The following is a 26,855-nucleotide window of genomic DNA, read 5'->3' as shown; positions in this document are numbered from 1 at the left end:
CGTTCTGTGCCATGAACACCGACCGCCCCGGGGAGCCGGACCTCATGGCCCGCATGGAGCCCGTCCAGCTCCTGGCAGCGTACGAGGCGGTCTCTCCCATGCCCGTACGCGCCGAGTTCATCGAAGGCCGGGCCTTCCTACCGCTGGCGCCGCCCGGTGACGGGCACGGCGACACGGTTCTGAAACTGTGCTTCCAGCTCCGATCGGCAGCCGTCCCTCACGCCGGCATCGGCAACGGCTTCCGGTTCGCCGACCGGGCCCACGGCACGACTGCGTTGATCATCCCCGACGTATACGCCATGCGCCGAGAGCCGACGAGTACGGACGAGGCGCACTTCGCCGCGCATCCCGGCTGGTACCCCATCGACATGCTCGCCCTGGTCGGCGAAGTCACCTCCACCGACCACGGGACCGACACCGGCCCCAAGCTCCGTACCTACGCCGCCGCCGGCGTCCCCGTCTACGTCCTCATCGACCGCCACTCCCAAACGGCCCACTGCTACACGGACCCCGTCCTCCCCGGTGACGACCCCGCCGAGGCGTACTACGCCACCGACATCAAGGTGGACCTCGGCGAGCCGCTCCCCCTCCCGGCGCCGTACCCCACCCTGGACACCGCCGCCTTCATCGAGGGCTGAGCGGGCCGCAGGCCAGCCGGTAGGCCTCGCGGACCCACGCCTCCCCGCCGGGGTCGGTGCCGCAGGACAGGGACGCGCCCCGGGTGCCGGTGAGCCAGGTCGTGACGCTGCCGTAGTGCGTGCCGTCGGGGCAGCTCACGGCGAAGCTCGCGTCCACCACCTTCACGGCCTCCGCGGTGACGAAGCGGCCGGCGAGGTCGAAGTCGATCCGGTCGTGGTGCCGGGGATGGTGGGCGGTGTCCTCCCCCGGAGCCATCAGGTCGCCCGTGTCGTAGCCCAGGTGCCGCGCGAGCGAGGACATCGCCCGCCGCCGGGACAGCTCCACGCCGTTCGTCCGGATCGAGGCGGCGATCGTGCGCACGGGCACGTTCCGGAACGTGGTCCAGCCGTCGGCCTTGCCGAGCGTCACCACCGGGGAGACACCGGTCAGCCGCGTCTCCTGCCGTACCGCACCCCAGCGGAAGGCGCCGGAGCCGCAGGACGGCGCCGCGGGCTTCGCCGAGGGCGCCGCCCGGACCTGCCGCGGCTGCTGCGCCGTGCACGCCACCGCTCCCAGCATCAGCACGACCGCCACCGCCGTCCGGCCGCTTCTCACCCGGTCTCCCCGGCTCTCGTCACCTGGCACAGCGCCACGAACGCGCTCGCCATGCGCTGCCCCCGCATGCGCATCAGTCCCTGGTCCGCGCGCAGCAGGACCCGGGCCTCACCCGACGACCGGTCCACCGTCAGGGAGCCGGTGACGGCGTGCCGGTTGCGGAACGGACGCCACTGGAAGTCCCACGCCCCCGTCTCGCCCGTCACGTCGTACGCCCGCCGGGATGCGGCGATCCCCGCCCGCAGCCGCTCCGCCTCCCCCGCCGGGAACGCCCGCTCCTGCGTGGCCCGGAGGGCGTCCACGGTGACCGGGATGCCGGTGCCGCGCGCCCGGCGGACCAGGGCCGCGTACACGTAGAGGGCGGCGAGCAGGCTGAGGGCGGCCCAGACGAGCGGGATGAGGGCGAGGTCCTCGGCGAACGACCGGGACAGGCCCTCGCCCAGGAAGTCGCTCAGGCCCACAGTGACCAGCAAGGGCACGAAGTCGGACATCGTGATCAGCCACAGCCTCCAGAGGAGCCTCCGGTCGACCGTCCCCATCGTCCCCCCGCCCCCCGCGTCCGTTCGTCGCCCGAATGTAGGCCCCGTGACCAGCGAAAACCACGTCCGTGACGCACTCGTGACGCGCCCTTGACCGTCGCCCGAACACAGATCGTCTTCACCGGAACCCCGCGTTCCCTCCGCCGGTACGGCCACCACGGGCGCGAAGACGTCCGCCGGTGACCACGTGACCGTGAAGTAACTCCGGGCACTCCCCGTACCGCAGCGCCCCCGAGGTAACGACTCTGTTGCCTCGGGGGCGTTGTCTATTGACGCCCCCTTCGTCCTCGGCTTACGTTCCTCCCACCCCAATAGGAAAGTTTCCTAACAGTGATCTCCCGGGCGGCCGTCGATCAAGACTGGACGTCATGCCCAGGTCACTGAAAAGCTGGGCGGCTGGAAAGGCAGGTGTGGACCCCCATGGCAGGAACCGCCGGTACGCCGGGCACCCCGCGCGTCCTGCGCGCCATGAACGACCGCGCCGCCCTGGACCTGCTGCTGGAGCACGGGCCGCTGTCGCGCACCCGGATCGGCAAGCTCACCGGTCTGTCCAAGCCCACCGCCTCCCAGTTGCTGGCCCGTCTGGAGGCGGCCGGACTGGTCCGGGTCACCGGCACCAGCGAGGGCCGGCCCGGCCCCAACGCCCAGCTCTACGCGGTCAACCCCACGGCCGCGTACGCCGCCGGGCTCGACGTCACCCCGCACCGCATCCGGGCCGCGGTCGCCGACATCACCGGCCGCACGGTCGGCGAGTACGAGCTGCCCACCCCCGGCCGGCGCCCGGCGCACCCCGTCGTCCGGCAGGTCACCGACGCCCTCGACGGCGCCGTCAAGGCCGCCGGGCTCGCCCGGTCCGACGTGCACCGGCTGGTCATCGGCACGCCCGGCGCCTTCGACCCCAACACCGGGCGGCTGCGCTACGCCTCCCACCTGCCGGGCTGGCACTCCCCCGCACTGCTCGACGACCTCGCGGCGGCCCTGCCGATGCCGGTCGAGTACGAGAACGACGTCAACCTCGTCGCCATCGCCGAACAGCGGCTCGGCGCGGCCCGCGGCCACGCGGACTTCGTGCTGCTGTGGAACCAGGAGGGCCTCGGCGCCGCCCTGGTGCTCGGCGGCCGGCTGCACCGCGGCTGGACCGGCGGCGCCGGCGAGGTCGGCTTCCTGCCGGTGCCGGGCACCCCGCTGGTACGGCAGGTCACCAAGGCCAACAGCGGCGGCTACCAGGAGCTGGCCGGCTCCCAGGCCCTGCCGAAGCTGGCCCGGGAGCTCGGTGTCGAGGACGTGCCCGCGGGGCCGTACACCGAAGCCGCCACCACGCTCGTCGCCCGCGCCGCCGACCACGCGAGCGGCCCGCACCGGGAACTGCTGCGGACCTACGCCACCCGGCTGGCCACCGGTCTCGCCTCGCTCGTCTCCGTCCTCGATCCCGAACTCGTCGTCCTCAGCGGCTCCGCACTGACGGCCGGCGGCGAGGTGCTGCGCGCCCTCGTCCAGGCCGAGCTGGAGGAGCTGGCCGCGGCCCGGCCCCGGCTGGTCGTCGGCGACGTCCGTGAACACCCCGTGCTGCGCGGCGCGTTGGAGTCCGCGCTCGCCGCCACCCGCGACGAGGTCTTCGACACCTCGCGCTGAGCGCCCCCTCTTTTCCCGACCCCGTCCCCCTGGGAGACCTCGCCATGCCCACAGCCATACCCGAAGTCGCCCGAAAGGCGGCTTTTGCCCTGACTGCTTCGGCCGTGCTCCTCACCGCCGCGTGTACCGGCCAGTCCGACTCCGGTGCCACCGACGACCCCTCGAAGGACACGACGATCAACTTCTGGCACGCCTGGAGCGCGCCGAACGAGGTGAAGGCCGTCAAGTCGCTGGTCGCCGGCTTCGAGCACGCGCACCCCAACATCCACGTGAACGTCGTCGGCAACATGACCGACGACAAGATCAACCAGGCGCTGCGGGCGGGCGGCGAGAAGGCCCCGGACGTGATCTCGTCGTTCACCACCAACAACGTGGGCAAGTTCTGCTCCTCGGGCGCGCTGGTGGACCTGAACCCGTTCTTCCAGAAGGCGGGGATCGACCCGGAGAAGACGTTCCCGAAGCCGATGAACGAGTACACCCAGTTCGACGGCAACCGCTGCACGGTGCCGCTGCTCGGTGACGCGTACGGGCTCTACTACAACAAGACGGCGTTCGAGAAGGCCGGCATCGCGCACCCGCCGAAGACCTGGTCGGAATTCGAGGCGGACGCCAGGAAACTGACGATCCCCCAGGGCAGCGGGTACAAGCAGCTCGGGTTCATGCCGAACTACCACGGCTGGGAGTCCACCACCGAGCACTACCTCGGCCAGTTCTCGCCGACGTACTTCGACAAGGACGGCAAGTCGAACCTCGCCCAGGACCCCGCGTTCGAGAAGGGCTTCACGCTCCAGAAGAAGCTCGTGGACGAACTCGGCGGGTTCCAGAAGCTGGAGAAGTTCCGCGCCACGCTGGGCGACGAGTGGGGTCCCAAGCACCCCTTCCACACCGGCCAGGTGGCCATGCAGCTCGACGGCGAGTGGCGGCTCGGGATGGCCGAGGAGGCGAAGCCGGACTTCGAGATCGGGGTGGCCCCGCTGCCGGTCCCGGACGACCAGGCCGACCAGTACGGCAAGGGCTACATCACCGGCACCATCGCGGGCATCGCCGCCACCAGCCACAAGCAGAACGCGGCCTGGGAACTGGTGAAGTACATGACCACGGACACGGACGCGGTGGTCGGCTTCGCCAACGACATCCACAACGTGCCCTCCACGCTGGCCGCGCTGAAGTCGCCGAAGCTGAAGTACGACCCGCGCTTCAAGACCTTCCTGGACATCGCCGCCAACCCGCACTCCACCACGACTCCCGCCTCGATCAACGGCGGTGTGTACCTGGTGACGATCCAGCAGTTCGGCTACGACTACGAGAGCGGCAAGGCCACCGATCTCAAGGCCGGGCTGAAGAAGACGGCCGCCCAGATCGACACGGACATCGCGCAGGCGAAGTGATGAGCGCCGTATCCCTCGCGTCGAAACGCCGGCGCTCGGCCCTGCGCACGCTCGCCTTCATGTCCCCGTGGCTCATCGGCTTCGCGGTCTTCTTCGCCTACCCGCTGATCTCCACGGTCTACTTCTCCTTCATGCACTACGACGGCTTCCGGCCGCCGACGTGGAGCGGCGGGAAGAACTGGACGTACGTCTTCGAGCACTACCCGCTGTTCTGGCCCGCCCTGCGCAACACGCTCTGGCTGGTCGTGGTCATGGTGAGCCTGCGGGTGCTCTTCGGGCTGGGCGTCGGGCTGCTCATCACCAAGATCAAGACGGGTACCGGTGTCTTCCGCACCCTGTTCTACCTGCCGTACCTCGCCCCGCCGGTCGCCGCCACCATGGCCTTCGCGTTCCTGCTCAACCCCGGTACCGGCCCGGTGAACTCGGTCCTGGAGAAGGCCGGGCTGCCGGCGCCGGGCTGGTTCAACGACCCCACCTGGTCCAAGCCGGCGCTGACCCTGCTGGCCTTGTGGGGCGTCGGCGACCTGATGGTCATCTTCATGGCCGCGCTGCTCGACGTACCCATGGAGCAGTACGAGGCGGCGGAGCTGGACGGCGCCTCGGCCTGGCAGCGCTTCCGGTACGTGACCCTGCCGAACATCGCCCCGATCGTGATGTTCGCCGTCGTCACCGGCGTGATCCAGACCATGCAGTACTACACCCAGCCGCTGGTCGCCGGGAAGGTCGCCTCCGGGGTGATCCAGGGCGCCGGCACCCAGTTCGAGCCCGGCTACCCCGACAAGTCCACGCTCACCCTTCCCCAGCTCGTCTACAACCTCGGCTTCCAGCGCTTCGACTACGGCTCGGCGTGTGTGGTGGCGCTGGTGCTGTTCGCCCTGTCGATGGCGTTCACCGCGCTGCTCATGCGGCGCCGGGGCGGCCTGATCCAGGCAGGTGACTGACCATGAGCCAAGTACTGGACCAGCCGGTGAAGCCGGCGCCGCTCGTCACCGGGGCCGAGCGCACCGCCCGCCGCCGGGCGCTGCTGGAGTGGATCGCGGTCCACTCGCTCGGTGTCGCCGCCGCGCTGTTCTTCACGCTGCCGTTCGTGTTCGTGTTCCTGACCTCGCTGATGAGCGACAGCCAGGCCCTCAGCCGGGACCTGATCCCGCACACCTGGGAGTGGGGCAACTACCGGAAGGTCTTCGACACGCCCGGCTTCCTCACCTGGTGGAAGAACACGCTGCTCTACGCCGGTCTCGGCACCGTGCTCACGGTGGTGTCCTCGATCCCGGTGGCGTACGCCCTCGCCAAGTTCCGCTTCCGGGGCCGCAACCTGTCGCTCATGCTGGTGATCTCGATGATGATGCTGCCCCCGCAGGTGGTCGTCATCCCGATGTACCTCTTCTGGGCGAAACAACTCGACCTGTCGGGCACCCTGTGGCCGCTGATCGTCCCGATGGCGTTCGGAGACGCGTTCTCCATCTTCCTGCTGCGCCAGTTCCTGATGACGATCCCCAACGAGTACCTGGACGCGGCGAAGGTGGACGGCTGCGGCGACCTGCGCACCCTGCTGCGGGTCGTCCTGCCCATGGCGAGGCCGGGCATCGCCGCCGTCGCCCTCTTCCAGTTCTTCTACGCCTGGAACGACTACTTCGGCCCGCAGATCTACGCGTCCGAGAACCCCGGCGCCTGGACGCTGTCCTACGGCCTGGAGTCCTTCAAGGGCGCCCACCACACCGACTGGAACCTCACCATGGCCGCCACCGTGCTGGTCATGGCCCCCGTGATCCTCGTGTTCTTCTTCGCCCAGAAGGCGTTCGTCGAGGGCGTCACCCTCACCGGAGTAAAGGGTTGAACTGGCTATGAAACTCACCGTGGTCGGCGGCGGCTCGACCTACACACCGGAACTCATCGACGGCTTCGCGCGGCTCAGGGACACCCTGCCCGTCGAGGAACTGGTCCTGGTCGACCCGGCCGAGGACCGCCTGGAGCTGGTCGGCGGCCTGGCCCGGCGGATCTTCGCCAAGCAGGGCCACGGCGGCCGGATCGTCACGACGTCCGACCTGGACGCGGGGGTCGACGGCGCCGACGCCGTCCTGCTCCAGCTGCGCGTCGGCGGCCAGGCGGCCCGGCAGCAGGACGAGACCTGGCCGCTGGAGTGCGGCTGCATCGGCCAGGAGACCACCGGCGCGGGCGGCCTGGCGAAGGCCCTGCGCACGGTGCCGGTGGTCCTCGACATCGCCGAACGGGTCCGCCGGAGCAACCCGCGCGCGTGGATCATCGACTTCACCAACCCGGTCGGCATCGTCACCCGCGCCCTGCTCCAGGCCGGGCACCGGGCGGTCGGCCTGTGCAACGTGGCGATCGGCTTCCAGCGGAAGTTCGCGGCCCTGCTGGGCGCGGCCCCGGCGGATGTGCATCTGGCCCATGTGGGCCTGAACCACCTCACCTGGGAAACCGGTGTGCGTCTGGGCGGACCGGAGGGCGAGAACGTCCTGCCGAAGCTCCTGGCCGAGCACGGCGAGGCCATCGCCGACGACGTCCGCCTCCCCCGCCCCCTGCTGGACCGCCTCGGCGTCGTCCCCTCCTACTACCTGCGCTACTACTACGCGCACGACGAGGTCGTCCGGGAACTGCGCACCAAGCCGTCACGGGCGGCCGAAGTGGCGGCGATGGAGCGCGAACTCCTGGCGATGTACGGCGACCCGGCCCTGGACGAGAAGCCGGCCCTGCTCGCCAAGCGCGGCGGTGCCTTCTACTCGGAGGCGGCCGTGGACCTAGCGGCGGCCCTGCTGGGCGGTGGGGGCAGCCCGTACCAGGTGGTGAACGCGCTCAACCGGGGAACGCTGCCCTTCCTCCCGGACGACGCGGTGATCGAGGTGCAGGCGGCGGTCGGCCCGACCGGCCCGGTCCCGCTCCCGGTGCCCGGCCTGGACCCGCTCTTCTCGGGCCTGATCGCGAACGTGACGGCCTACGAGGACCTGGCCCTGGATGCCGCCCTGCGCGGCGGCCGGGACCGTGTCTTCCGCGCGCTGCTGGCCCACCCCCTGATCGGCCAGTACGCGTACGCCGACGCCCTCACCGACCAGTTGATCGCACACAACCGGGAGCACCTCGCGTGGGCCTGACCGCACCCGACCCCCTGACGGTCCTCGCCATCGACGCGGGCAACAGCAAGACCGACGTGGCCGTGGTCACGGCCGCCGGGGAAGTGCTGGCCACCGCTCGCGGCGGCGGTTTCCGGCCGCCCGCGGTGGGCGTGACGGCGGCGCTGGACGCGCTGGCGGAACCGGTGGCCCGGGCGTTCGCGGACGCCGGGGTCACCTCCGTCAGCCATGTCGCGGCCTGTCTGGCCAACGCCGATCTACCGGTGGAGGAGGAGCAGTTGGCGGCCGCGCTGCACGCGCGCGCGTGGGGCGCGTCGGTGGAGGTCCGCAACGACACCTTCGCGATCCTGCGCGCGGGCGTCGCCGAGCCGCGCGGGGTGGCGGTGGTGTGCGGCGCGGGCATCAACTGCGTGGGCATGCGGCCCGACGGCCGTACCGCCCGCTTCCCGGCCATCGGCCGCATCTCCGGCGACTGGGGCGGCGGCTGGGGCCTGGCGGAGGAGGCCCTGTGGCACGCGGCCCGGGCGGAGGACGGGCGCGGCGGACCGACGTCGCTGGCCCGCACCCTGCCCGCGCACTTCGGCCTGCCGACCATGTACGCCCTCATCGAGGCGCTGCACCTGGAGCACCTGGACCACGACCGCCGGCACGAGCTGACCCCGGTCCTGTTCGCCACGGCGGCGGACGGCGACCCGGTGGCCCGCGCGATCGTCACCCGGCTCGCGGAGGAGGTCACGGTGATGGCCACGGTCGCCCTGACCCGCCTGGACCTGCTGGACGAGGAGACCCCGGTCCTCCTCGGCGGCAGCGTCCTCACCGCCGGCCACCCCCAGCTGAACGACACCGTCCGCACCCTGCTGGCGGCCCGCGCCCCCAAGGCCGACGTCCGCGTGGTGACGGCGAGCCCGGTGCTGGGAGCGGTCCTGCTGGGCCTGGACCGGCTGGGGGCGGACGCGGGGGCGCAGGAGCGGGCGCGGGGTCACTGGGAGGCGGGCTGATCCTGGGTCGTCCCGGGCGCGGAGCGGGGCAACAATGTGACCAGAGGTGCGGGCCCTACCTCGGGAGGCGTCATGAGCACATCAGCCGAGCCAAGAGTGTCCGGTCTCGAAGTCCGGTCCATCGACTACGTCCCACTGGACGAGCGGCACGGCAAGCTCTGGCACCTGGGCCCGCTGTGGTTCATGTCCAACGCCCAGATCGCCACCCTGGCGGTGGGGCTGGTCAGCATCACCCAGGGCGGCAACCTCATCTGGTCACTGCTGGCCATCGTCTCCGGCACCGTCATCGGCACCTTCTTCATGGCCTTCCACTCCGCCCAGGGACCCCAGCTCGGGCTGCCGCAGATGATCCAGTCGCGGCCCCAGTTCGGCTACGTCGGCGCACTGCTGGTGTGGCTGTTCGCCTACGTGCAGTACGCCGGGTTCAACGTCTTCAACAGCATCCTCGCCGCCGAATCCCTGCACACCACGCTGCACGGCGGCATCAAGCTGTGGGTCGTCGTGGTGACCGTCGTCGCGCTCGTCATCGCGCTGGTGGGCTACGACATCATCCACAAGGCCGAGCGGATCCTGACGTACACCTTCCTGGTGATCTTCGGGATCTTCACCGTGGGCGTCCTGGTCACCCTGCACTACCCGGCGGGCTCCTTCGACCTCGGCGGCTTCCGGTGGACACCGTTCCTCGCGCAGTTCGGCGTGGTCGCGGGCTACCAGATCAGCTGGGCCATCTACGTCTCCGACTACTCCTGTTACCTCCCCCCGGACGTGACCGTCCGCAAGACCTTCTACTGGACCTACTTCGGCTCCGCGCTGGGCGGCATCTGGCTGATGGTGCTCGGGGCGCTGCTGGCGGCCTGGGCGGGCCCGAAGACCTTCCAGACGATCCCGGCGATCGACGCCGCGGGCGACAAGGTGTTCACCGGCTTCGGCGCCGTCGTGCTGCTGTTCTCGGCCCTCGGCCTGGTCTCGGTGACCGCGCTGAACATGTACGGCGGATCCCTCACGCTCATCAGCGCCATCGACTCCTTCAAGCGCGTCCGGCCGACGCTCGCCGTGCGGCTGGTCACCCTCGGCCTCACCGCGGCGCTCTCCCTGGTCGGCGCCCTGGCCGCGACGTCGAACTTCCTGGCGAACTTCGAGAACTTCCTGCTCCTGGTGCTCTACCTGTTCATCCCGTGGACCGCGGTCAACCTCATGGACTACTACGTGGTGCGCCGCGGGCACTACGCCATCGCCGAGATCTTCAACCCGCACGGCATCTACGGACGCTGGGGCTGGCACGGCATCATCGCCTACCTCGTCGGCTTCGCCGCCATGGTCCCGTTCTTCTCCGTCGGCACCCTGTTCACCGGTCCCGCCGCGAGGGCGCTGGGCGGCGCCGACATCTCCCTCTTCGTCGGCCTCCCCGTCAGCGCCCTGCTGTACTGGTGGCTGACCCGCTCGATCGACGTGGCGGCGGAGACCCGGCTGGCGGAGGCGGAGGCGGCGGCCCTGGAACAGGCCGCCCACGAGCACCGCGAGCCGTGAGGCCGTCCCCGGCCGGCCCGTCGCACGGGGAACCGATCCCCCGTCACCAGCGTGTTCCAGCACGGGGGGTGGTGCGTCCGCCGGTACGCGCCCCCGGGCACGCTGCGATCCGATCAAGATCCAGTGAAGGCCGGTGCGCAATGTCAGTGCGGGCGGTGATACTGGGCGGCGTACGGATGACCATGGGGGAGGTCGAGTGACACACCCGCCGAAGAGCAGCGCGGCACCACCGCCGGCCGGGCCCGCCGGTGTGGCCGGCGTCCCCGGCATCCCCGCCCAGCCCGGTCCGCCCGGATTCCCCGCGGCCGTCGGTCCGGGGGTGCCGCCCGCGCGCCGGACCGCCTTCGCCGAGGGTGCCGAGCGGCTGCGGGCCGCCGCGACGACCGAGCCGGGGCGGTTGCGGATCATCGGTGCCGTCCTGGCGCTGCTGGTCGTCGCCTTCGGGGCGGTCACCGCCTGGCAGACCAGTGCCCGCTCGGCCGCCGCCGACGACGTGCTGCACCGCAGCCAGCCGCTCAGTTACGGCGCGGCCGGCATCTACCGGTCGCTGGCCGACGCCAACACCGCCGCTTCCAGCGGCTTCCTGGCGGGCGGACAGGAGAGCGCGCAGTCCAGGGACAGCTACGAGAAGGACATCCGCACCGCCGCCGCCGGGCTCGTCACCGCCGCCGCCAACGCCGAGCCGGGCTCCGCTTCCGAGCAGACCATCGCCGAGCTGAACCGGCTGCTGCCCGAGTACAAGGGCCTCATCGAGCGGGCCCGGACGTACAACCGGCAGGGCTATCCGGTCGGCGGCGCCTATCTGCGGTACGCCAACGAGAAGATGCAGAAGGAGATGCTCCCGGCCGCGGAGGACCTCTACAGCACGGAGAACCGGCGGCTCGACGCGGACTACGCGGACGCGACGCCGTACCCGTGGGCCGCCATCGGGCTCGGGCTGCTCGCGCTGGCCGCGCTCGGTTGGGCCCAGCACCGCACGTACCGGCGCACCCACCGCGTCCTCAACCACGGCCTGGTCGCCGCCAGCGCCGCGACGACCGTCGTCCTGCTGTGGCTGGTCGTGGGCCACACGGTCGCCCGGTCGGGGCTCGACGGCTCGTACGAGCACGGCATCCGCTCGCTCAACGTGCTCCACGACGCCCGGATCGCCTCCCTCAAGGCGCGCGGCAACGAGAACCTGAGCCTGGTGGCGCGCGGCGCCGAGACCGTCACGGTCGACGGCACGACGTACGACGCCTACTACCGCGACTTCGACAAGGACATCGCCGTGCTCGGCAAGGCGCTGACCGAGGCGGCGCGGCTCGCCGACGACCAGAAGGGCACCGCACCGGTCGAGGCCGCCGAGGGCGACATGGCGGTGTGGAAGCAGCGCCACGCCACGGCCCGCGCCGAGGACGAGAACGGCAACTACCAGCAGGCGCTGGACAAGGTGATCGGCGCGAAGGGCGCGACCGCCGAGTGCTTCGACGGCGTCGACCGCAGCCTGGCCCGGGCCATCGCCCATGAGCGGGCCGAGTTCCAGCGGGCGGCCGGGGACGGGCGGGACGCCATGACCGGGCTGCCGGAGGGCGCCGCCGTCCTCGCGGTGCTGGGCGCGGCCGGCGCCGTCGCCGGCATCGGCCGCAGACTTTCGGAGTACCGGTGACAGGGGGCAAGGCGATGGACCTGAGCCGTGCGCGGTCCGTCCTGCGAGGCTGGGGCGGGGTCGCCGCGATGGCGGTGCTGTGCGCGCTGGCGCTGGCGTTCGTTCTGCTGCTGCCGTGCACCCAGCGGACACCGGACGACCCGCGGCAGGCCGGGCAGAAGGCCGTCACCGGCACCCAGGCCCGCGCCGACGCGTGCGTGGACGCCGAGGCGCACGAGCGGACGCCGGCGCCGTCCGGCGCGGACGGTCCGACGATCGACGCGATCAAGGCACGCACGGGCGCCAAGCGGAAGCTGATCGTCGGTGTCGACCAGAACAGCTACCGCTGGGGCTACCGCAACCCCAACACCGAGGGCGCACAGCTGGAGGGCTTCGACATCGACCTCGTGCACCGGATCGCCGAGGACATCCTCGGGGACCCGGACGCGGTGCAGTTCAAGGCCATACCGACCAACCAGCGCATCCCGGCGATCGAGGACGGACGCGTCGACATGGTCGTCCGCACCATGACGATCACCTGTGACCGGCTGCGGCAGGTCGCGTTCTCCGCGCCCTACTTCAAGACCGGCCAGCAGGTCCTCGCCCCCAAGTCCTCCCCGATCACGGGCTACGACGGCTCGCTGGCGCACCAGAAGGTGTGCACCGCGGCCGGTTCGACCGCCCTCGCCAAGCTGGAGGCCGACCAGAAGGGCGGCCGGCTGCCCGCCACCACCGACCTGTCCACCACCGTGCCGAACCAGCTGGACTGCCTGGTCCGGCTGCAACTCGGGGAAGTGGACGCGGTGGTGACCGACGGCGCGCTCGCCGCGAGCCAGGCCGCGCAGGACCCGACCGTCGAACTGAAGGGCGGGCCGTTCACGACCGAGTACTACGGCGTGGCGATGAAGAAGGACGCCGGCGATCTGGTACGCCGGGTCAACCGCGTTCTGGTGGACTACCGCGCACACGGCTGGCAGACGTCGTACGACGACTGGCTGTCGGCGACACTGGGCAAGGACTCGGCCGCGTCGAAGCCGCCCGCGCCGCGGTACCTGCGCAGCAGTTGAGCCGTATCCGACCGGAACAGACAGCAAGCGAGAGGTGATCGATGGGCGTCACGGACCCCGCCGGGCCGGTGATGGACCGGGACGAGGTGGACCGTGCGCTGGCGCGGCTCGGCCAGGAGCACGAGGCCATCGAGACCTCGCTGCTGGCCCTGCAGGACCACGCGGGCCGCAGACTCCTCGAAGGCGCGGAGCTGACCGGTGTCACCCAGGAGCGCTGGCAGGCCACGGAGGAGCGGATCACCCGGCTGTGGGCGTACTTCGACGCCTACACCGCCGCGCTGCGCGGCGCCCGCGAGATCCGCGCCCGGCGCCGCTGGTCCAGCCGGGAGGACCTGGCGGAGCTGACCGAGGTGCTGCGCGGCGAGTCCGTGACCGTCCCCGGCGGTGGGAACGGCAGGCTGAGCGAGTCGTTCTCGCTGTCCGCGCTGGTGGACCGGATGAACGAGCTGTACGCGACGAGCCTGGACATGATCGTCGCCGCCGACGCGGTCTGGTCGGCGCTGCCCGCGCGGATCGATTTACTCGCCGCGGAACTCCAGCGCACCCGGCAGCTCGCGCACTCGGTGGGGGTGCGCCCCGGCGAGCACCCGGCCGGTGACGACCTGGAGCGGATCACGCGCACGCTGACCAGACTGCGCGAGGACGTCGTCTCCGACCCGCTCGCCTTCTGGGTGCCGGCCGGGGGCAGTGCGGCGCCCGGCGGCGGACGCCCGGACACGACGGTGTACGACCGTGAGGCCCGCGCCCTGGAGGACGTGCGGCGGGAGATCGACGCCGTGTTGACGGTCCGTCAGGACGCGGAGGCGCGGCTGATCCGGCTGCGGGACGTGCTCTCGCGCGCGGACCGCACCCTGGCCGAGGCGCGTACCGCGCGCGGTGAGGTGCTGGCGAAGATCGCCGCGACCGAGGTGCCGGTGGTGAGCGGGCCCCCGACCGCGCTCCAGGAGCAGCTGGCGACCGCTGCCGAGTACCGCAGGCAGGCCCAGTGGCACCGGCTCTCCCCGCTGCTGGAGTCGCTGGAGGAGAAGGCGGAGGACGAACTGCTGCGCGCCCGCGAGTCGTTGACCGCGGTCACCGCGCCGCTCGCGGTCCGCGCCGAGCTGCGCGGCCGGCTCGACGCGTACAAGGCGAAGGTCGCCCGGCACGGTCTCGCGGAGGACCCGCTGCTGGTCGAGCGGTACGACGCGGCCCGCCGCATGCTGTGGAGCGCGCCCTGCGACCTGCGCGTGGCGGAGCAGGCCGTGCTGCGCTACCAGCAGGCGGCCGCGGAACTGCTCGGCAGCGCGAGCGCGCCGGAGGACCGTAAGGGGGACGAGTCATGAGTCAGCCGGGGCAGAGCTGCCAGCGGCCGGGCTGCGAGGGGACGTACGAGGACGTCGGCGGCGGCGAGCTGTACTGCGACACGTGCGGTCTCGCGCCGGTCGTCTCGACGACCGGCATGGTGGGCTCGCCGCCCACCGGGGTCGCCCGGGGGGCGTCCGACAGCGGCAGTTCCCGCAGCTCGCGCAGTGCGCGCACGACCTCGCAGTCGTCGCGGTCACGCCGCTCGGTGTCCGGGCGGCTGTCCCGGTCGCTGTCGGGCAAGTCCACGGGCCGTTCGGTGTCGGTGCGCAGCTCGGGCTCGTCCTCCGGGGCCTCCTCGCGGGGGCGGCTGGGCGCCGGGCTGGTCTCGGTGCCGCAGGTGCCGCGGCCCGACCCGCGCGCGATGGTGCTGGAGAACCCGGAGGTGCCGGAGCGGAAGCGCTTCTGCTCGCGGTCGGACTGCGGGGCGCCGGTCGGCCGGGCCCGGGGGGACCGCCCGGGCCGCACGGAAGGTTTCTGCACCAAGTGCGGGCACCCCTACTCCTTCGTGCCCAAGCTGAGGGCCGGGGACATCGTGCACGGCCAGTACGAGGTCGCGGGCTGCCTGGCGCACGGCGGGCTGGGCTGGATCTACCTGGCCGTGGACCGGGCGGTCTCCGACCGGTGGGTGGTGCTCAAGGGCCTGCTGGACACCGGTGACCAGGACGCGATGGCCGCGGCGATCTCCGAGCGGCGGTTCCTCGCGGAGATCGAGCACGCCAACATCGTGCGGATCTACAACTTCGTGGAGCACCTGGACCAGCGCACCGGCTCCCTCGACGGCTACATCGTCATGGAGTACGTCGGCGGCAAGTCCCTGAAGGAGATCGCCAACGCCCGCCGGGCGCCCGACGGCCGTCGCGACCCGCTGCCGGTGGAGCAGGCGTGCGCGTACGGCATCGAGGCGCTGGAGGCGCTCGGCCATCTGCACAGCCGCAACCTGCTGTACTGCGACTTCAAGGTCGACAACGCCATCCAGACCGAGGACCAGCTCAAGCTGATCGACATGGGCGCGGTCCGCCGGATGGACGACGACGAGTCGGCGATCTACGGCACGGTGGGCTACCAGGCCCCGGAGGTCGCCGAGTCCGGCCCGTCCGTGGCCAGCGACCTCTACACGGTGGCCCGCACGCTCGCCGTGCTGACCTTCGACTTCCAGGGCTACACCAACGTCTACGCCGACTCCCTGCCCGACCCCGACACCATCGAGGTCTTCCGCCGCTACGAGTCCTTCTACCGGCTCCTGGTGCGGGCCACCGACCCCGATCCGGGCCGCCGGTTCGCCTCCGCTCAGGAGATGGCCGAGCAGCTGACGGGTGTGCTGCGCGAGGTCGTCTCGCTCCAGTCCGGGCGGGCGCGGCCCGCGCTGTCGACGCTGTTCGGGCCCGAGACCAAGGTCACGGACACGGAGTTGTTCCCCCGGCTGCACGGGGACGTGTCCCGGCTGGGTGCCCGGCCGGTGCGGAAGGCTCCCACCACTCCCGCCCCTCCGCCGCCGGCCCTGGTCAGGCCCGTCGACACGCCGGCCGCCGCGCTCGCCCTGCCGGTCCCGCTGGTCGACCCGAACGACCCCAACGCCGGTTTCCTGGCGGGCCTGATGGCCTCGGCGCCGGCCGAGCTGATGAGCGCGCTGGCGGCGGCGCCCGCGCAGACCGTGGAGACCCGGCTCCGGCAGATCCGCGCCCGGCTGGAGAGCGGCGACCACCAGGGCGCGCTGATGAGCCTGGCCAAGCTGGACGAGGAACAGCGCGACGACTGGCGGGTGGTGTGGTACCGGGGCGTGGCCGCGCTGGTCACCGGGGACTTCGAGCATGCCGCGCTCGCCTTCGACGCGATCTACGACGCCTTTCCCGGCGAGGCCGCGCCCAAGCTGGCGCTCGGCCTGTGCGCCGAGGTGCTGGGCCAGCTGGACAACGCGGCCGAGTACTACCGCCTGGTGTGGACGACCGACCCGAGCTTCGTGAGCGCCGCGTTCGGGCTGGCCCGGGTACAGCTCGCGACCGGGGACCGGCGGGGTGCCGTGACGACGCTGGAGTCGGTCCCGGAGTCCTCCATCCACTACACGGCCGCCCGGGTCGCCGCCGTACGGGCCCGGCTGAGACAGCGCACCGCGAGCGCGGGTGACGTACCGTTCCTGGACGACCTGACGGCCGCCGCCGGTCAGGTCGAGGCACTCCAGGCGTACGGCCTGGACCCGGCGCGGCGCGAGCTGTTGTCGGCGGAAGTGCTCGGCTGCGCGCTGGACTGGATACTCTCCGGGGGCCAGGGCACCGGGCCCGCCGCCGGAGGCCGGGTGCTGCTGGGCAGCGGTCTGGACGAGCGGGGCCTCCGCTTCGGCCTGGAGCGCGCCTACCGCACGCTGGCCCGGCTGGCGCCCGGCGGCGATGAGAGGATCGAGCTGGTGGAACGGGCCAACCGTTACCGTCCCCGGACGTGGGTGTAGTCGATGTCGCAGATGCCCCAGCAGGCCGCACTGGCGAAGTGCCCGAGCTGCGCGGAGCCCGTGGAGTCGGGTGACCTGTTCTGCGGAGCGTGCGGATACGACCTTTCGGTGGTGTCCGCGCCGCCGCAGGACCATCCGACGCTGACCATGACGGGCCCCGGCCCCGGGGAGGGCACGGCGTGGCCCACCTCCGGACCGCCCGGTCCCGCGGCCTCCCCCGCGCCCCACCTCCCGACGGACCTGCCGGGCACCGACTCGGGCGGCACACCGCTGTCCGGCGAGGGACCCGGCGCCGCCCCGGGGGCCACCACCCCGGCGGGGCAGGAGTCCGGGTCCGCCCCGGCTGCCGCGCGGCTGTCCGGGCAGGCACCCGGCGCCGTACCGCCGGCGGGGCAGGGATTCGGGCCCGCCCCCGGCGGCTCGTCGCCGACCGGCCAGGGATTCCACAGCACCTCGGGCGGCACACCGCCGCCGGGGCCGGGGTCCGGGTACGCCCCGGGCGGTGCGCCGTCGGCGGCGCGTGAGGCCGGGTCCGGCCCGGGCGGCGTGCCGTTGCCCTCGGACGACAGCGGTGCCGTCCCGGGTGGCGCGGAGCCGGGCGGGCATGAGGGCGGTGCGGGGCATTCCTCCGGTTCCGGCGTGCGGTTCGACCGGCCGGACGAGCCCGATGAGTACCCGTTGCAGGCGCCGGACCCCCGGTCGGCCTCCGCACCGGCCGACCCGGCGCAGCTCTGCGTGGCCTGCCGGGCGGGCCGGGTGGACAGCGACGGGTACTGCGAGAACTGCGGGCACGCCCAGCCGCGCGAACGCGACCACGTGGAGCGGGAGTCGGGACCGGTCGCCGCCGTCAGCGACCGCGGCCTGCGCCACCACCGCAACGAGGACGCCTTCGCCGTCGGCCACACCGCGCTGCCCGACGGCACCCCGGCCGCGCTGGCGATCGTCTGCGACGGCGTGTCCTCCGCGACCCGCCCGGACGACGCCTCCCTGGCCGCCTCCCGGGCGGCCGGCGACACACTGCTGGCAGCGCTGCCGCGCGGCACCCATCCGCAGGCGGCGATGCACGAGGCGATCGTCGCCGCCGCGCAGGCCGTCAACGCGCTCGCCGAGGAGCCCGCCACGGCCCGTGAGCACGCCCCGCACCAGAACGCGCCGGCCTGCACGATCGTCGGCGCTGTCGTCACCCCCGGGCTGCTGGTCGTCGGCTGGGTCGGCGACAGCCGCGTCTACTGGGTGCCCACCGACCGCGCCGCCCCGCCCGCCCGGCTGACCGAGGACGACTCCTGGGCCGCGCAGATGGTCGCGGCCGGCCTGATGAGCGAGGCCGAGGCGTACGCCGACGCCCGCGCCCACGCGATCACCGGCTGGCTCGGCGCGGACGCCTACGAACTGGAGCCGCACACCGCGTCGTTCAAGCCGGACCGGCCCGGCGTCGTGGTGGTGTGCACCGACGGACTGTGGAACTACGCCGAGACGGCGGAGGAGATGTCCGAGGTCGTCCCGCCCGACGCGGCGACCCGCCCGCTGCACAGCGCACGGGTGCTGGTCGGCCACGCCCTGGACGGCGGGGGCCACGACAACGTAACAGTGGCGGTCCTGCCGTTCCCGGTGCCGTCGCAGGGGGCAGGATCGGCCTGAGGGCCGTATCCGACGGGGGAACGGCACGGGGAAGCCGCGGCGGACCGGAGGGGACCGGTCCGCTCACAGTCGTCGCCTCGCGTCGGCGAGGTGTCCGAGGGGGATGTGAGCGAGCATGGCCAATTTCGCGAAGCCGAACGTGCCACGGTTCTCGGTGGACGTCTACCAGAACGAGTACCTGCCCGAGGGCGGCAGCGAGGTCAACGCCATCGTCACGGTGACCGCGACCGGCGGCGGCACCCTCGGCAGCGCGGTCTCCGCGCCGGTGTACCCGCCGGGCGGGCGGCCGTCCGCCGCCGTGGCGATCATGGTGGACTGCTCTGGTTCGATGGACTACCCGCCGACCAAGATGCGGGGCGCCCGGGACGCCACGGCCGCCGCGATCGACACCCTGCGCGACGGCACCCTCTTCGCGGTGATCGGCGGCACGCACGTGGCCAAGGAGGTCTATCCGGGCGGCGGGCGGCTCGCGGTCGCCGACGCCACCACCCGCGAGCAGGCCAAGCAGGCGCTGCGCCGGCTGAGCGCGGGCGGCGGTACGGCCATCGGCACCTGGCTGCGGCTCGCCGACCGGCTGCTGTCCGCGGCGGACGTCACCATCCGGCACGGCATCCTGCTCACCGACGGCCGCAACGAACACGAGTCGGCGGAGGATCTGCGGGCCACGCTGGACGCGTGCGCCGGCCGGTTCACCTGTGACGCGCGGGGTGTGGGCACCGACTGGGAAGTGAAAGAAGTCACAGGGATCGCCTCGGCGCTGCTCGGCACCGCCGACATCGTCGCCGACCCGGCCGGTCTGGCCGCCGACTTCACGCGGATGATGGAGACGGCGATGGGCAAGGAGGTCGCCGACGTCTCCCTGCGGGTGTGGACGCCGGTCGGCACGGCCATCCGGTTCGTCAAGCAAGTCGCCCCCACCGTCGATGACTTGACCGGCCGTCGCACGGAGGCCGGGCCGCGCGCCGGGGACTACCCGACCGGCTCCTGGGGCGACGAGTCCCGCGACTACCACCTGTGCCTGACGGTCCCGCCGGCCGGGCTCGGCCAGGAGATGCTCGCCGCACGGGTCTCCCTCGTGGTTCCGCAACCGGACGGAACCGCCCAGAACCTCGGCGCGCAGGGCCTCGTACGGGCCGTGTGGACCGACGACATGGCCGCCTCCACCGCGATCAGCCCCCAAGTCGCCCACTACACCGGGCAGGCCGAACTGGCGCAAGCCATCCAGAAGGGCCTGGACCTTCGCAAAGCGGGGGATTTCGATGGAGCAACTGCCAAACTGGGGCGCGCGGTTCAGCTCGCGAACGCCTCGGGGAACGCGGATACTGCGAAACTGCTTGCGAAGGTGGTGGACGTGGTCGACGCCGTGACAGGTACTGTGCGGTTGAAGACGAGGGTCGCGGAGGCGGACGAGATGACTCTGGAGACCCGGTCCACCAAGACTGTTCGTGTGAAGAAGTGACCCTCGGAAGCGTAGGAGAAGGGGAAGCACCGACATGCCGACCTGCCCGAACGGACACCAGTCGGGTTCCGACGACTGGTGCGAGGTCTGCGGTCACCGCATGGCCGGTGCCGTACCTCCGCCCCCTCCGCCGCCCCCGGGCGGTTACGGCTTCCCGCCCCCGCAGGGCGGCCCGGCCGGCGCCCGGCCGCACCCGGCCGGCGGCTCCGACCCGGAACCGGAGCTGTGCCCGCAGTGCCGCACGCCCCGCGAGGGCGGCGCGCCGTTCTGCGAGGAGTGCCGGTGGAACTTCCTGACCAACACGGCGACCTCCTACACCCCGGCCGCCCCGCGCCCCGCGCAGCCGCGGTTCCAGCCGCCGAGCTCGACGTACGGCGGGGGTGACGGGTACGAGTACCAGGGTTCGCGGCCCTCGCAGGTGAACCGGCCCGCCGAGCCGCTCCCGTCCTTCCACAGCGAGCCGTCGGGCCCGACGCCGTTCGGCGGCGACCGTGCCCCGTCCGGCCCGCCGACCTCCCCCGGCCCCTCGGGCCCGCCCCCCTTCGGCGCGGGCAACCAGCGCCCGTCGGGGGCGCCGCAGGGCTTCGGCCAGGGTCAGGGCGGTCCGGGTCAGGGCGGTCCGGGTCAGAGCCCGGGTGCCGGCAACCCGTCCGGTCCCGGCGGTCCCGGCGGTTTCGGTGGCCGGGGCACGGTGCCGGGGCAGGGTCCCGGTGGCCCGGGTTCCGGTGGCCCGGGTGGTCCCGGTGGCCCGTCCGGCTTCGGTGGCGGTCCCGGGCAGGGACCTGGCGCCGGCGGCCCGTCCGGCTTCGGCGGCGGTCCGGGCCAGGGCCCCGGTGGCCCCGGTGGTCCCGGTGGCCCGGGTTCCGGTGGCCCGTCCGGGTTCGGCGGCGGTCCGGGGCAGGGTCAGGGTCCGGGGTCCCAGGGCCCCTCCCCCTTCGGGCGTGAGCCCTCCCGTCCCGGTGGTCCCACTCCGCCCGGCCCCTCCGGCTTCGGCGGTGACCCCTCGCGTGCGGTGCCGCCGCCCGGCGGTCCCGGCGGTGCCCCGCAGGCGTTCCAGCAGTCCGGTGCGTCGGCCCCGCCCGCGTTCCCGGGCGAGACCCGCCGGCCCCCGGCCGCCGACGACGACTGGGTGATCTCCCCGCCGTCGTCGACCGGCCCCGGCGGTCAGGGCGGCGGCTACGGCTACCCGCAGCCCGGCGGCACTCAGACCCCGCCCGGACCGGGCGGACCTGGCGGACCTGGCGGACCGGGCGGTTTCCCCCAGGCGCCGCAGGGTCCGCACGCGCCGCAGGCCCCCCGGTCGACCACCTGGACCGCGACCATCGGCCCGGACCGCGAGTACTTCATGGCGATGATGCAGCGCTCCGGCCCCGAGGCCGCGGGCCTGAACCTGCCCGCGTACTCGCCCGAGCAGCAGCGCACGCTGACCGGCAACCAGGTCACCATCGGCCGCCGCCGGCACTCCACCGGCGACACCCCCGACATCGACCTGTCGGTGCCGCCGGAGGACCCGGGTGTCTCGCACCAGCACGCGGTGCTGGTGCAGCAGCCGGACGGCAGCTGGGCGGTCGTCGACCAGAACTCGACGAACGGCACCACGGTCAACATGTCGGAGGAGCCCATCCAGCCGTTCGTGCCGGTCCCGCTGCAGGACGGCGACCGGGTGCACGTGGGCGCCTGGACGACGATCACCGTCCGCCGGGGCTGACCGCGCTCAGGGCAGGGGCCAGGCGTACGGCCCCTGCGGGTCGTCCAGCCACGCCCAGGCGCGCTCGCCGGCGACCGTGACGCCGTACCGTCCGCGCTCCGGTTCGCCCTCGCGCTCCCACAGGGCGTACGCTTCCTGGGGGTCGAGGGTGCCCTGGGTCAGCGTGAGCAGGAAGCGGAACGGCTCCTGCTCACGGGCCCGGCTCGGCAGCCCGGCCAGTGAGACGCCCTCGGGCTGCGCCCGGCGCCCGCCGCGCAGCGGCACGAAGAAGGCGGCTCCGGGCAAGAACGGGCCCTCGGCGTGTTCCGCGTCCCGCACGGTGAGCGTGAGCAGGCCGGTGGCGAGCGGGGTGAGGACGCGCCCGCCGGGCCGGCACTGGGCGAGCCAGGCGCGAGGCACCGTGGGCAGCTCGCAGGTGGCGATGATCCGGTCGAAGGGGGCGCGTTCGGGCACCCCCCGCGCGCCGTCGCCGGTGACGACGACGGGGTGGTGGCCGGCCGCCGCGAGGTGCTGCCGGGCCGACTCGGTGATCTCCGGTTCCAGGTCGATGGTGGTGACGAGGTCGTCGGCGCCCAGCCGGTGGGCGAGCAGGGCCGCGTTGTAGCCGGTGCCGGCGCCCACCTCCAGGACGCGGTCGCCGTCCTCGACGCGCAGGGCGACCAGCATCCGGGCCATCAGGGAGGGCTGACTGCTGGAGGAGAGCAGCTCGCCGTCGCGCAGCCGGGTGGCCAGCGGTACGTCCGCGTAGGCGCCGCGCACCCAGCGTTCCCGGGCCTCCCGGTCGGGGCTCTCGCCCCAGCGGCGCTCGTAGCCGCGTGCCCCGGTGACGTAGTAGTACGGCACGAACAGGTGCCGGGGCACCGCCGCGAACGCCTCCCGCCACACCGGGTCGTCCGCCCAGGCCCCGTCGGCGTCGATCTCCCGCACCAGCTCGGCCCGCGCCGCGTCGGCGAGAGCCTCGGTCTCGGTGTCGTAGGCGCCCATGGGTCCACAGTAGGGGCGGCCGGTCCGCGGGCGGGTCGGACAGGGGTGGTCCTAAGCCTTGAGTCCTCGGTCACCCGGTCTGAGACGATGGACGGGTGAATGAGATTCGGCGCGGCACGCTTCAGGAGCAGACCTTCTACGAGCAGGTCGGCGGGGAGGAGACCTTCCGCCGGCTCGTCCACCGTTTCTACGAGGGGGTCGCGGAGGACCCGCTGCTGCGGCCGATGTACCCGGAGGAGGACCTGGGCCCGGCCGAGGAGCGGCTGGTCCTGTTCCTGATGCAGTACTGGGGCGGTCCGACGACGTACAGCGCGAACCGCGGCCACCCCCGGCTGCGCATGCGGCACGCCCCGTTCACCGTGGACCGGGCGGCGCACGACGCGTGGCTGCGGCACATGCGGGTGGCCGTCGACGAGCTGGGGCTGTCGGAGGAGCACGAGCGGACGCTGTGGAACTACCTGACGTACGCCGCCGCGTCGATGGTGAACACCCCTGACTGATCACTCGGGACTGACGGGTCGCCACTGAAGGTCGGATTCCGGTCACCCGTCGCCGCATTCCGATCACAATCCGGTATAGACCGGCGAACAACCGCTTACCCGCCGCCCGGCGCTCTGCCAGCATCGCCCGGAGGTCTGGAAGCACCGGACACACGGGGGCCGGGTGACGGGGTTCGTCTTCTCACGCGCGCGTGCGCACCGCCTGCTGCTGGGCGCCGCGCTGCTGACGGTGGTGCTGACCACCGCCGTGCTGGCGACGCTCACGGCGTACTCGGGGGCGATCGGCGACGCGGCACTGCGCCACGTCCTCGGCGACCCGCGGAACGCCGCCGACACCGCACTGATCGTCAAGGCGGACGTGCCGCCGGCCGAGCGGACCGCCGCCGACACCGCCGTACGCCAGGGCGCGCGCCGCACCTTCGCCGGGTCACCGGTGACCGTACGCACCCTGCGCCGCTCGGGGCCGTACGCCCTGCCCCGCTCCCTCCAGCCGCCCGCGAGCAGGTCGGGCGACCCGGACCTGACCTACTTCGCGGCACTGGACCGCACCCAGGTGCGGGTGGCCGCCGGCCGCCTCCCCCGTCGGACCGACGGCGAGGTCGAGGTCGCGTTACCGGAGACGGCCGCCCGGGCGCTGCGGCTGAAGCCCGGCGCCCGGCTCACCCTGGCGAACCGGCTCCAGGGCCCCGCGGTCCGGGTCCGGGTCGTCGGCGTGTACCGCCCCGCCTCGGTGACGGCACCGTACTGGCGGCTGGACGACCTGCTCGGGCGCGGGGTGAGGAACTCCGGCTTCACGACGTACGGCCCGCTGCTCGCCGACCCCGCAGTCCTCACCGGCGGCCGGATCAGCGCGGGCGCGACGGCCTGGCTGGCGTCGGCGGACTTCGCCGCGATGACGACCGGACGGATCGGGGAGCTGCGCGCGGCGGCCCGGGCCGGCAGCGCCGCCCTGCGCGAGCCGGCCGCGCTGAGCGGTACGACGGTGTCGCAGACCGCGCTGCCGGACGTGCTGGACCGGGTGGACCGTTCACTGCTCGTGGCCCGCTCCACCCTGCTGATCATCGCGCTCCAGCTCGTCCTGCTCGCCGGCTACGCACTGCTGCTGGTCGCCCGGCTGCTCAGCACCGAACGCGCCGACGAGACCCGGCTGCTGCGGGCCCGGGGCGCCTCCCGCGCCAGGATCGCCGCGCTCGCCGGGGCCGAGGCGCTGCTGCTCGCGCTGCCCGCGACCGTGTGCGCGCCGCTGCTCGCCGGCCCGCTCACCGCCCTGCTGGCCGGGCACGGCCCGCTGGCCCGGCTCGGCCTGCGCCTGGACCTCCCGCCCGCCGGCCGTCCCGCAGTCTGGCTGGTCGCCGCCGGGGTCGCCGTCGGCTGTGCGCTGGCGGTGACCGTACCGGCGGTCACGGGCACGGGAGCCGAGGCGCGCCCGTCCGGGCCCCGGCACTCCTGGACCCTTCGGCTCCGGCGGAAGACGGCCCGGCCGGGCGGCGCACGGGCCGTGCCGGCCCCGCTGCGGGCCGGCGCCGACCTCGGGCTGCTCGCGATCGCCGGGGTCGCCTACTGGCAGCTGGGCCGGCAGGACTCCGGCGCCGTGGCCGCCGACCGGTCCGGCGCGCTCGGCGTCGATCCGCTGCTGGTGGCCGCGCCCGCGCTGGCCCTGCTCGCCGGGACCGTGCTCACGCTGCGGCTGCTGCCGCCCGTGGCGCGATTCGCCGAACGCTGGGCGGCCGGCGGGCGGGGGCTGCCGGTGGCGCTGGCCGGCTGGCAGTTCAGCCGGCGCACCGCGCGCGGCGCGGGCCCGGTGCTGCTGCTCGTCCTCGCCGTCGCCCTCGGCATGCTCGCGATCGGGCAGGCCGCCTCCTGGGACCGCTCGCAGGACGACCAGGCCGACTTCCGGGCCGGGGTGCCGGTGCGGGTCCTGGCCGCCGGGGAGGACGGGTTCGGCCGTACGGACCTGTACGCCGGCCTGCCACGGGTGCGCGAGGCCGCCCCGGCCGTGCGCGCCGCCCAGCCGCTGTCCGGCGACCGCACGGCCACCGTGCTGGCCCTCGACACCGCCCACGCGGCGGACGCGGTCCTCATGCGCCGAGACCTGGCGGACGAACCGGTACGGCCGCTGCTGGGCCGGCTCACCCCCAACGGCACCCCGGCCGGGGCCGGGGTCCCGGCGGGCACCGCCCGGCTGGAGCTGACGGCCCGTCTGCACAGCTCGACCGGGCCGGGCACCACGACCGCGGTGACGGTGACCCTCACCGACCGGTACGGGGTGCCGTACCAGCTGCCGGCCGGGCAGCTCCCCGCCGACGGGCGCCCGCACACGCTGGCCCTCGCCCTCGGCACCGCCACCGGGCCGGCGACCCTCACCGGTCTCCGCCTGGACCTGACCCAGCCCGCCGAACGGGCCGAGCACCACCGCCTGACGATCGACGGGCTGACCGCGTCGGGCACGGACGGCACGGAGCACCGGCTGCGGCTGCCCGCCCGGTGGACCACCACCGCGGAGGCCGGCGGCGCCGCCGTACCGAGCGCCGCCACCAGCCCCACCCGCCCCGAGGTCACCGGCACCCACCCGCTGACCTTCGCCTACAGCACCGGCTACCTCCCGGACGCCGACATCTGGACCGTCGCCTCCGTCACCCTCCGGCTCCAGGCCGCCCAGACCGCGCCCGCCGAGGTGCCGGCCGTCGCGACCGACCGCTACCTGGGCGCGGCGGGCGCCCGCACCGGGCAGCGGCTCGACCTCACCATCGGCGACCGGCGGGTGCCGGTGCGGATCGTACGGGCGGTACGGGCGCTGCCGGCCACCGCCGACCCGGCCGCCACCGGCACCCACGACGGCGGTGCCGTCCTGCTCGACCTGCGCGCCCTGAACCAGCTGCTCCAGGCCCGGTACGGCGAGAACGCCGCCCCCACCGAGTGGTGGCTCGCCACCGCGCCCGGCGCCTCCGCGCACGTGGCCGCCGCGATCCGGGCGCTGCCGGACGTCGATCCCGGGCAGGTCGTGGTCCGCGACGAGATCGCCGCCGAACTGCGCGACGACCCCTTCGGCGCCGGACCCGAGGCCGCGTTCACGGCGGCGGCCGTGGTCGCGGCGGCGCTCGCCGCGGTCGGCTTCGCGGTCGGCGCCGCCGGCGCGCAGCGGGCGCGCGCCGCCGAGTTCGCCGTCCTGCGGGCACTCGGCGTACCGCGCCGCCAGCTGGCCCGGACGGTCGCCGCCGAACAGGCCGTCCTGGTGGGCCTGGCGCTGGCGGTGGGTCTGGGCCTGGGCACCGTACTGGCCCGCACCGTCCTGCCCCTGATCGTCCTGACCGGCGAGGCGACCCGCCCGGTACCGGACCTGCTGGTCCGCCTCCCGCCCGGACAGGTCGCGCTGCTGCTCACCGCCGTCGCCGTGGCACCCCTGACGATCGCGGCGACAACCGCCGTACGCCGAGCGGACCCGGCACGGGCGCTGCGCGCGCAGGGGGGTGAGTGACATGGGACGACCGGCACTGAGGCGGGGCACCGCTCCGGGGCCCACCGCTTCCGACGCGGCCACTCCGACGCCACGGACCCGACTGCTGGACGCGCTCACGGAGGCGCACCCGACCCCCGTGCGCCGGCCGACACCATGCCCGTACCCAGCCGAGGCACCCCACACGGTCACGCCGCCGGCACGCGCCCGACGGCGGACCGCGCTCACGGT

Annotated in this window: 20 protein-coding genes; 17 read left to right on the top strand and 3 right to left on the bottom strand. The window is 73.6% G+C overall.

What is annotated here, in order from left to right:
• The first annotated feature begins 11 nt into the window (after positions 1 to 11).
• Complete coding sequence (locus C3492_RS04220; RefSeq protein WP_103810347.1) at positions 12 to 638, top strand: Uma2 family endonuclease; 627 nt, start codon at positions 12 to 14, stop codon at positions 636 to 638.
• On the opposite strand, the gene C3492_RS04215 is transcribed toward C3492_RS04220, so the two are convergent.
• Both C3492_RS04215 and C3492_RS04210 read right to left on the bottom strand, forming a co-directional pair.
• Positions 625 to 1,233 (bottom strand): hypothetical protein, encoded by a 609-nt coding sequence (locus C3492_RS04215; RefSeq protein ID WP_103810346.1) that lies wholly within the window; start codon positions 1,231 to 1,233, stop codon positions 625 to 627. The genes C3492_RS04220 and C3492_RS04215 overlap by 14 nt on opposite strands.
• Complete coding sequence (locus C3492_RS04210) at positions 1,230 to 1,724, bottom strand: hypothetical protein (protein WP_258055477.1); 495 nt, start codon at positions 1,722 to 1,724, stop codon at positions 1,230 to 1,232. The genes C3492_RS04215 and C3492_RS04210 overlap by 4 nt, the downstream gene beginning before the upstream one ends.
• Before the next feature lie 468 nt (positions 1,725 to 2,192).
• On the opposite strand from C3492_RS04210, the gene C3492_RS04205 reads away from it, so the two are divergent.
• The 14 genes from C3492_RS04205 (at position 2,193) to C3492_RS04135 (ending at position 21,686) form a co-directional block, all read left to right on the top strand.
• A complete protein-coding gene (locus tag C3492_RS04205; RefSeq protein ID WP_103810344.1) occupies positions 2,193 to 3,404 on the top strand; it encodes an ROK family transcriptional regulator in 1,212 nt (403 codons plus the stop codon).
• 44 nt (positions 3,405 to 3,448) lie between these two features.
• Positions 3,449 to 4,792 carry an ABC transporter substrate-binding protein gene (locus tag C3492_RS04200; protein ID WP_181140187.1) on the top strand — a complete coding sequence of 448 codons (1,344 nt, stop codon included), beginning with the start codon at positions 3,449 to 3,451 and terminating at the stop codon, positions 4,790 to 4,792.
• Complete coding sequence (locus C3492_RS04195) at positions 4,792 to 5,733, top strand: carbohydrate ABC transporter permease (RefSeq protein WP_103810342.1); 942 nt, start codon at positions 4,792 to 4,794, stop codon at positions 5,731 to 5,733. Before C3492_RS04200 ends, C3492_RS04195 begins: the two co-directional genes overlap by 1 nt.
• 2 nt (positions 5,734 to 5,735) lie before the next feature.
• Positions 5,736 to 6,629: a carbohydrate ABC transporter permease gene (locus C3492_RS04190; RefSeq protein ID WP_103810341.1), complete on the top strand. Its 894-nt coding sequence runs from the start codon at positions 5,736 to 5,738 to the stop codon at positions 6,627 to 6,629.
• A gap of 7 nt (positions 6,630 to 6,636) precedes the next feature.
• Entirely contained in the window at positions 6,637 to 7,902 is a 1,266-nt protein-coding gene (locus C3492_RS04185) for a 6-phospho-beta-glucosidase (protein WP_103810340.1), read from the top strand.
• The gene (locus C3492_RS04180) at positions 7,893 to 8,879 is read left to right on the top strand and encodes an N-acetylglucosamine kinase (protein WP_103810339.1); all 987 of its coding nucleotides are present in this window, start codon (positions 7,893 to 7,895) and stop codon (positions 8,877 to 8,879) included. The genes C3492_RS04185 and C3492_RS04180 overlap by 10 nt, the downstream gene beginning before the upstream one ends.
• Positions 8,880 to 8,951: 72 nt before the next feature.
• Positions 8,952 to 10,406, top strand: coding sequence for a cytosine permease (locus C3492_RS04175; protein ID WP_181140186.1), 1,455 nt, complete (start codon positions 8,952 to 8,954; stop codon positions 10,404 to 10,406).
• Positions 10,407 to 10,602: 196 nt separating this feature from the next.
• Entirely contained in the window at positions 10,603 to 12,051 is a 1,449-nt protein-coding gene (locus C3492_RS04165; protein ID WP_181140185.1) for a hypothetical protein, read from the top strand.
• A gap of 14 nt (positions 12,052 to 12,065) precedes the next feature.
• On the top strand, positions 12,066 to 13,097 hold the full coding sequence (locus C3492_RS04160; protein WP_103810336.1) for a glutamate ABC transporter substrate-binding protein: 1,032 nt from the start codon (positions 12,066 to 12,068) through the stop codon (positions 13,095 to 13,097).
• A 41-nt stretch (positions 13,098 to 13,138) separates the two neighbouring features.
• Positions 13,139 to 14,419 (top strand): hypothetical protein, encoded by a 1,281-nt coding sequence (locus C3492_RS04155; protein ID WP_103810335.1) that lies wholly within the window; start codon positions 13,139 to 13,141, stop codon positions 14,417 to 14,419.
• A complete protein-coding gene (locus tag C3492_RS04150; RefSeq protein WP_103810334.1) occupies positions 14,416 to 16,881 on the top strand; it encodes a serine/threonine-protein kinase in 2,466 nt (821 codons plus the stop codon). The genes C3492_RS04155 and C3492_RS04150 overlap by 4 nt, the downstream gene beginning before the upstream one ends.
• A gap of 3 nt (positions 16,882 to 16,884) precedes the next feature.
• Positions 16,885 to 18,519 (top strand): protein phosphatase 2C domain-containing protein, encoded by a 1,635-nt coding sequence (locus C3492_RS04145; RefSeq protein WP_103810333.1) that lies wholly within the window; start codon positions 16,885 to 16,887, stop codon positions 18,517 to 18,519.
• 115 nt (positions 18,520 to 18,634) lie between these two features.
• Positions 18,635 to 19,978 (top strand): VWA domain-containing protein, encoded by a 1,344-nt coding sequence (locus C3492_RS04140; protein WP_103810332.1) that lies wholly within the window; start codon positions 18,635 to 18,637, stop codon positions 19,976 to 19,978.
• 34 nt (positions 19,979 to 20,012) lie between these two features.
• Positions 20,013 to 21,686 (top strand): FHA domain-containing protein, encoded by a 1,674-nt coding sequence (locus tag C3492_RS04135; protein WP_103810331.1) that lies wholly within the window; start codon positions 20,013 to 20,015, stop codon positions 21,684 to 21,686.
• Positions 21,687 to 21,692: 6 nt separating this feature from the next.
• Here C3492_RS04135 and C3492_RS04130 read toward each other — a convergent pair whose 3' ends face one another.
• Positions 21,693 to 22,670 (bottom strand): methyltransferase domain-containing protein, encoded by a 978-nt coding sequence (locus C3492_RS04130; protein ID WP_103810330.1) that lies wholly within the window; start codon positions 22,668 to 22,670, stop codon positions 21,693 to 21,695.
• Between the two features lie 95 nt (positions 22,671 to 22,765).
• Here C3492_RS04130 and C3492_RS04125 point away from each other — a divergent pair, with 95 nt between their 5' ends.
• Positions 22,766 to 23,170: a globin gene (locus C3492_RS04125; protein WP_030648879.1), complete on the top strand. Its 405-nt coding sequence runs from the start codon at positions 22,766 to 22,768 to the stop codon at positions 23,168 to 23,170.
• Positions 23,171 to 23,333: 163 nt separating this feature from the next.
• A complete protein-coding gene (locus C3492_RS04120) occupies positions 23,334 to 26,645 on the top strand; it encodes an ABC transporter permease (RefSeq protein WP_103810329.1) in 3,312 nt (1,103 codons plus the stop codon).
• Positions 26,646 to 26,855 lie beyond the last annotated feature (210 nt).

The organism is Streptomyces sp. Ru62 (assembly GCF_002920615.1).
In the GTDB taxonomy this organism is placed as follows: domain Bacteria; phylum Actinomycetota; class Actinomycetes; order Streptomycetales; family Streptomycetaceae; genus Streptomyces.
Note: the sequence above shows the minus strand (reverse complement) of the source record. Positions and strands in the feature narration are given on the sequence as shown.

What these genes read in the sequence shown, in the direction of transcription:
- C3492_RS04220 (WP_103810347.1), top strand. Translation starts at nt 12, where the DNA reads ATGAACACCGACCGCCCCGGGGAGCCGGACCTCATGGCCCGCATGGAG.
- C3492_RS04210 (WP_258055477.1), bottom strand. Translation starts at nt 1,724, where the DNA reads ATGTCCGACTTCGTGCCCTTGCTGGTCACTGTGGGCCTGAGCGACTTC.
- C3492_RS04205 (WP_103810344.1), top strand. Translation starts at nt 2,193, where the DNA reads ATGGCAGGAACCGCCGGTACGCCGGGCACCCCGCGCGTCCTGCGCGCC.
- C3492_RS04200 (WP_181140187.1), top strand. Translation starts at nt 3,449, where the DNA reads ATGCCCACAGCCATACCCGAAGTCGCCCGAAAGGCGGCTTTTGCCCTG.
- C3492_RS04195 (WP_103810342.1), top strand. Translation starts at nt 4,792, where the DNA reads ATGAGCGCCGTATCCCTCGCGTCGAAACGCCGGCGCTCGGCCCTGCGC.
- C3492_RS04190 (WP_103810341.1), top strand. Translation starts at nt 5,736, where the DNA reads ATGAGCCAAGTACTGGACCAGCCGGTGAAGCCGGCGCCGCTCGTCACC.
- C3492_RS04185 (WP_103810340.1), top strand. Translation starts at nt 6,637, where the DNA reads ATGAAACTCACCGTGGTCGGCGGCGGCTCGACCTACACACCGGAACTC.
- C3492_RS04175 (WP_181140186.1), top strand. Translation starts at nt 8,952, where the DNA reads ATGAGCACATCAGCCGAGCCAAGAGTGTCCGGTCTCGAAGTCCGGTCC.
- C3492_RS04160 (WP_103810336.1), top strand. Translation starts at nt 12,066, where the DNA reads ATGGACCTGAGCCGTGCGCGGTCCGTCCTGCGAGGCTGGGGCGGGGTC.
- C3492_RS04155 (WP_103810335.1), top strand. Translation starts at nt 13,139, where the DNA reads ATGGGCGTCACGGACCCCGCCGGGCCGGTGATGGACCGGGACGAGGTG.
- C3492_RS04150 (WP_103810334.1), top strand. Translation starts at nt 14,416, where the DNA reads ATGAGTCAGCCGGGGCAGAGCTGCCAGCGGCCGGGCTGCGAGGGGACG.
- C3492_RS04145 (WP_103810333.1), top strand. Translation starts at nt 16,885, where the DNA reads ATGTCGCAGATGCCCCAGCAGGCCGCACTGGCGAAGTGCCCGAGCTGC.
- C3492_RS04140 (WP_103810332.1), top strand. Translation starts at nt 18,635, where the DNA reads ATGGCCAATTTCGCGAAGCCGAACGTGCCACGGTTCTCGGTGGACGTC.
- C3492_RS04135 (WP_103810331.1), top strand. Translation starts at nt 20,013, where the DNA reads ATGCCGACCTGCCCGAACGGACACCAGTCGGGTTCCGACGACTGGTGC.
- C3492_RS04130 (WP_103810330.1), bottom strand. Translation starts at nt 22,670, where the DNA reads ATGGGCGCCTACGACACCGAGACCGAGGCTCTCGCCGACGCGGCGCGG.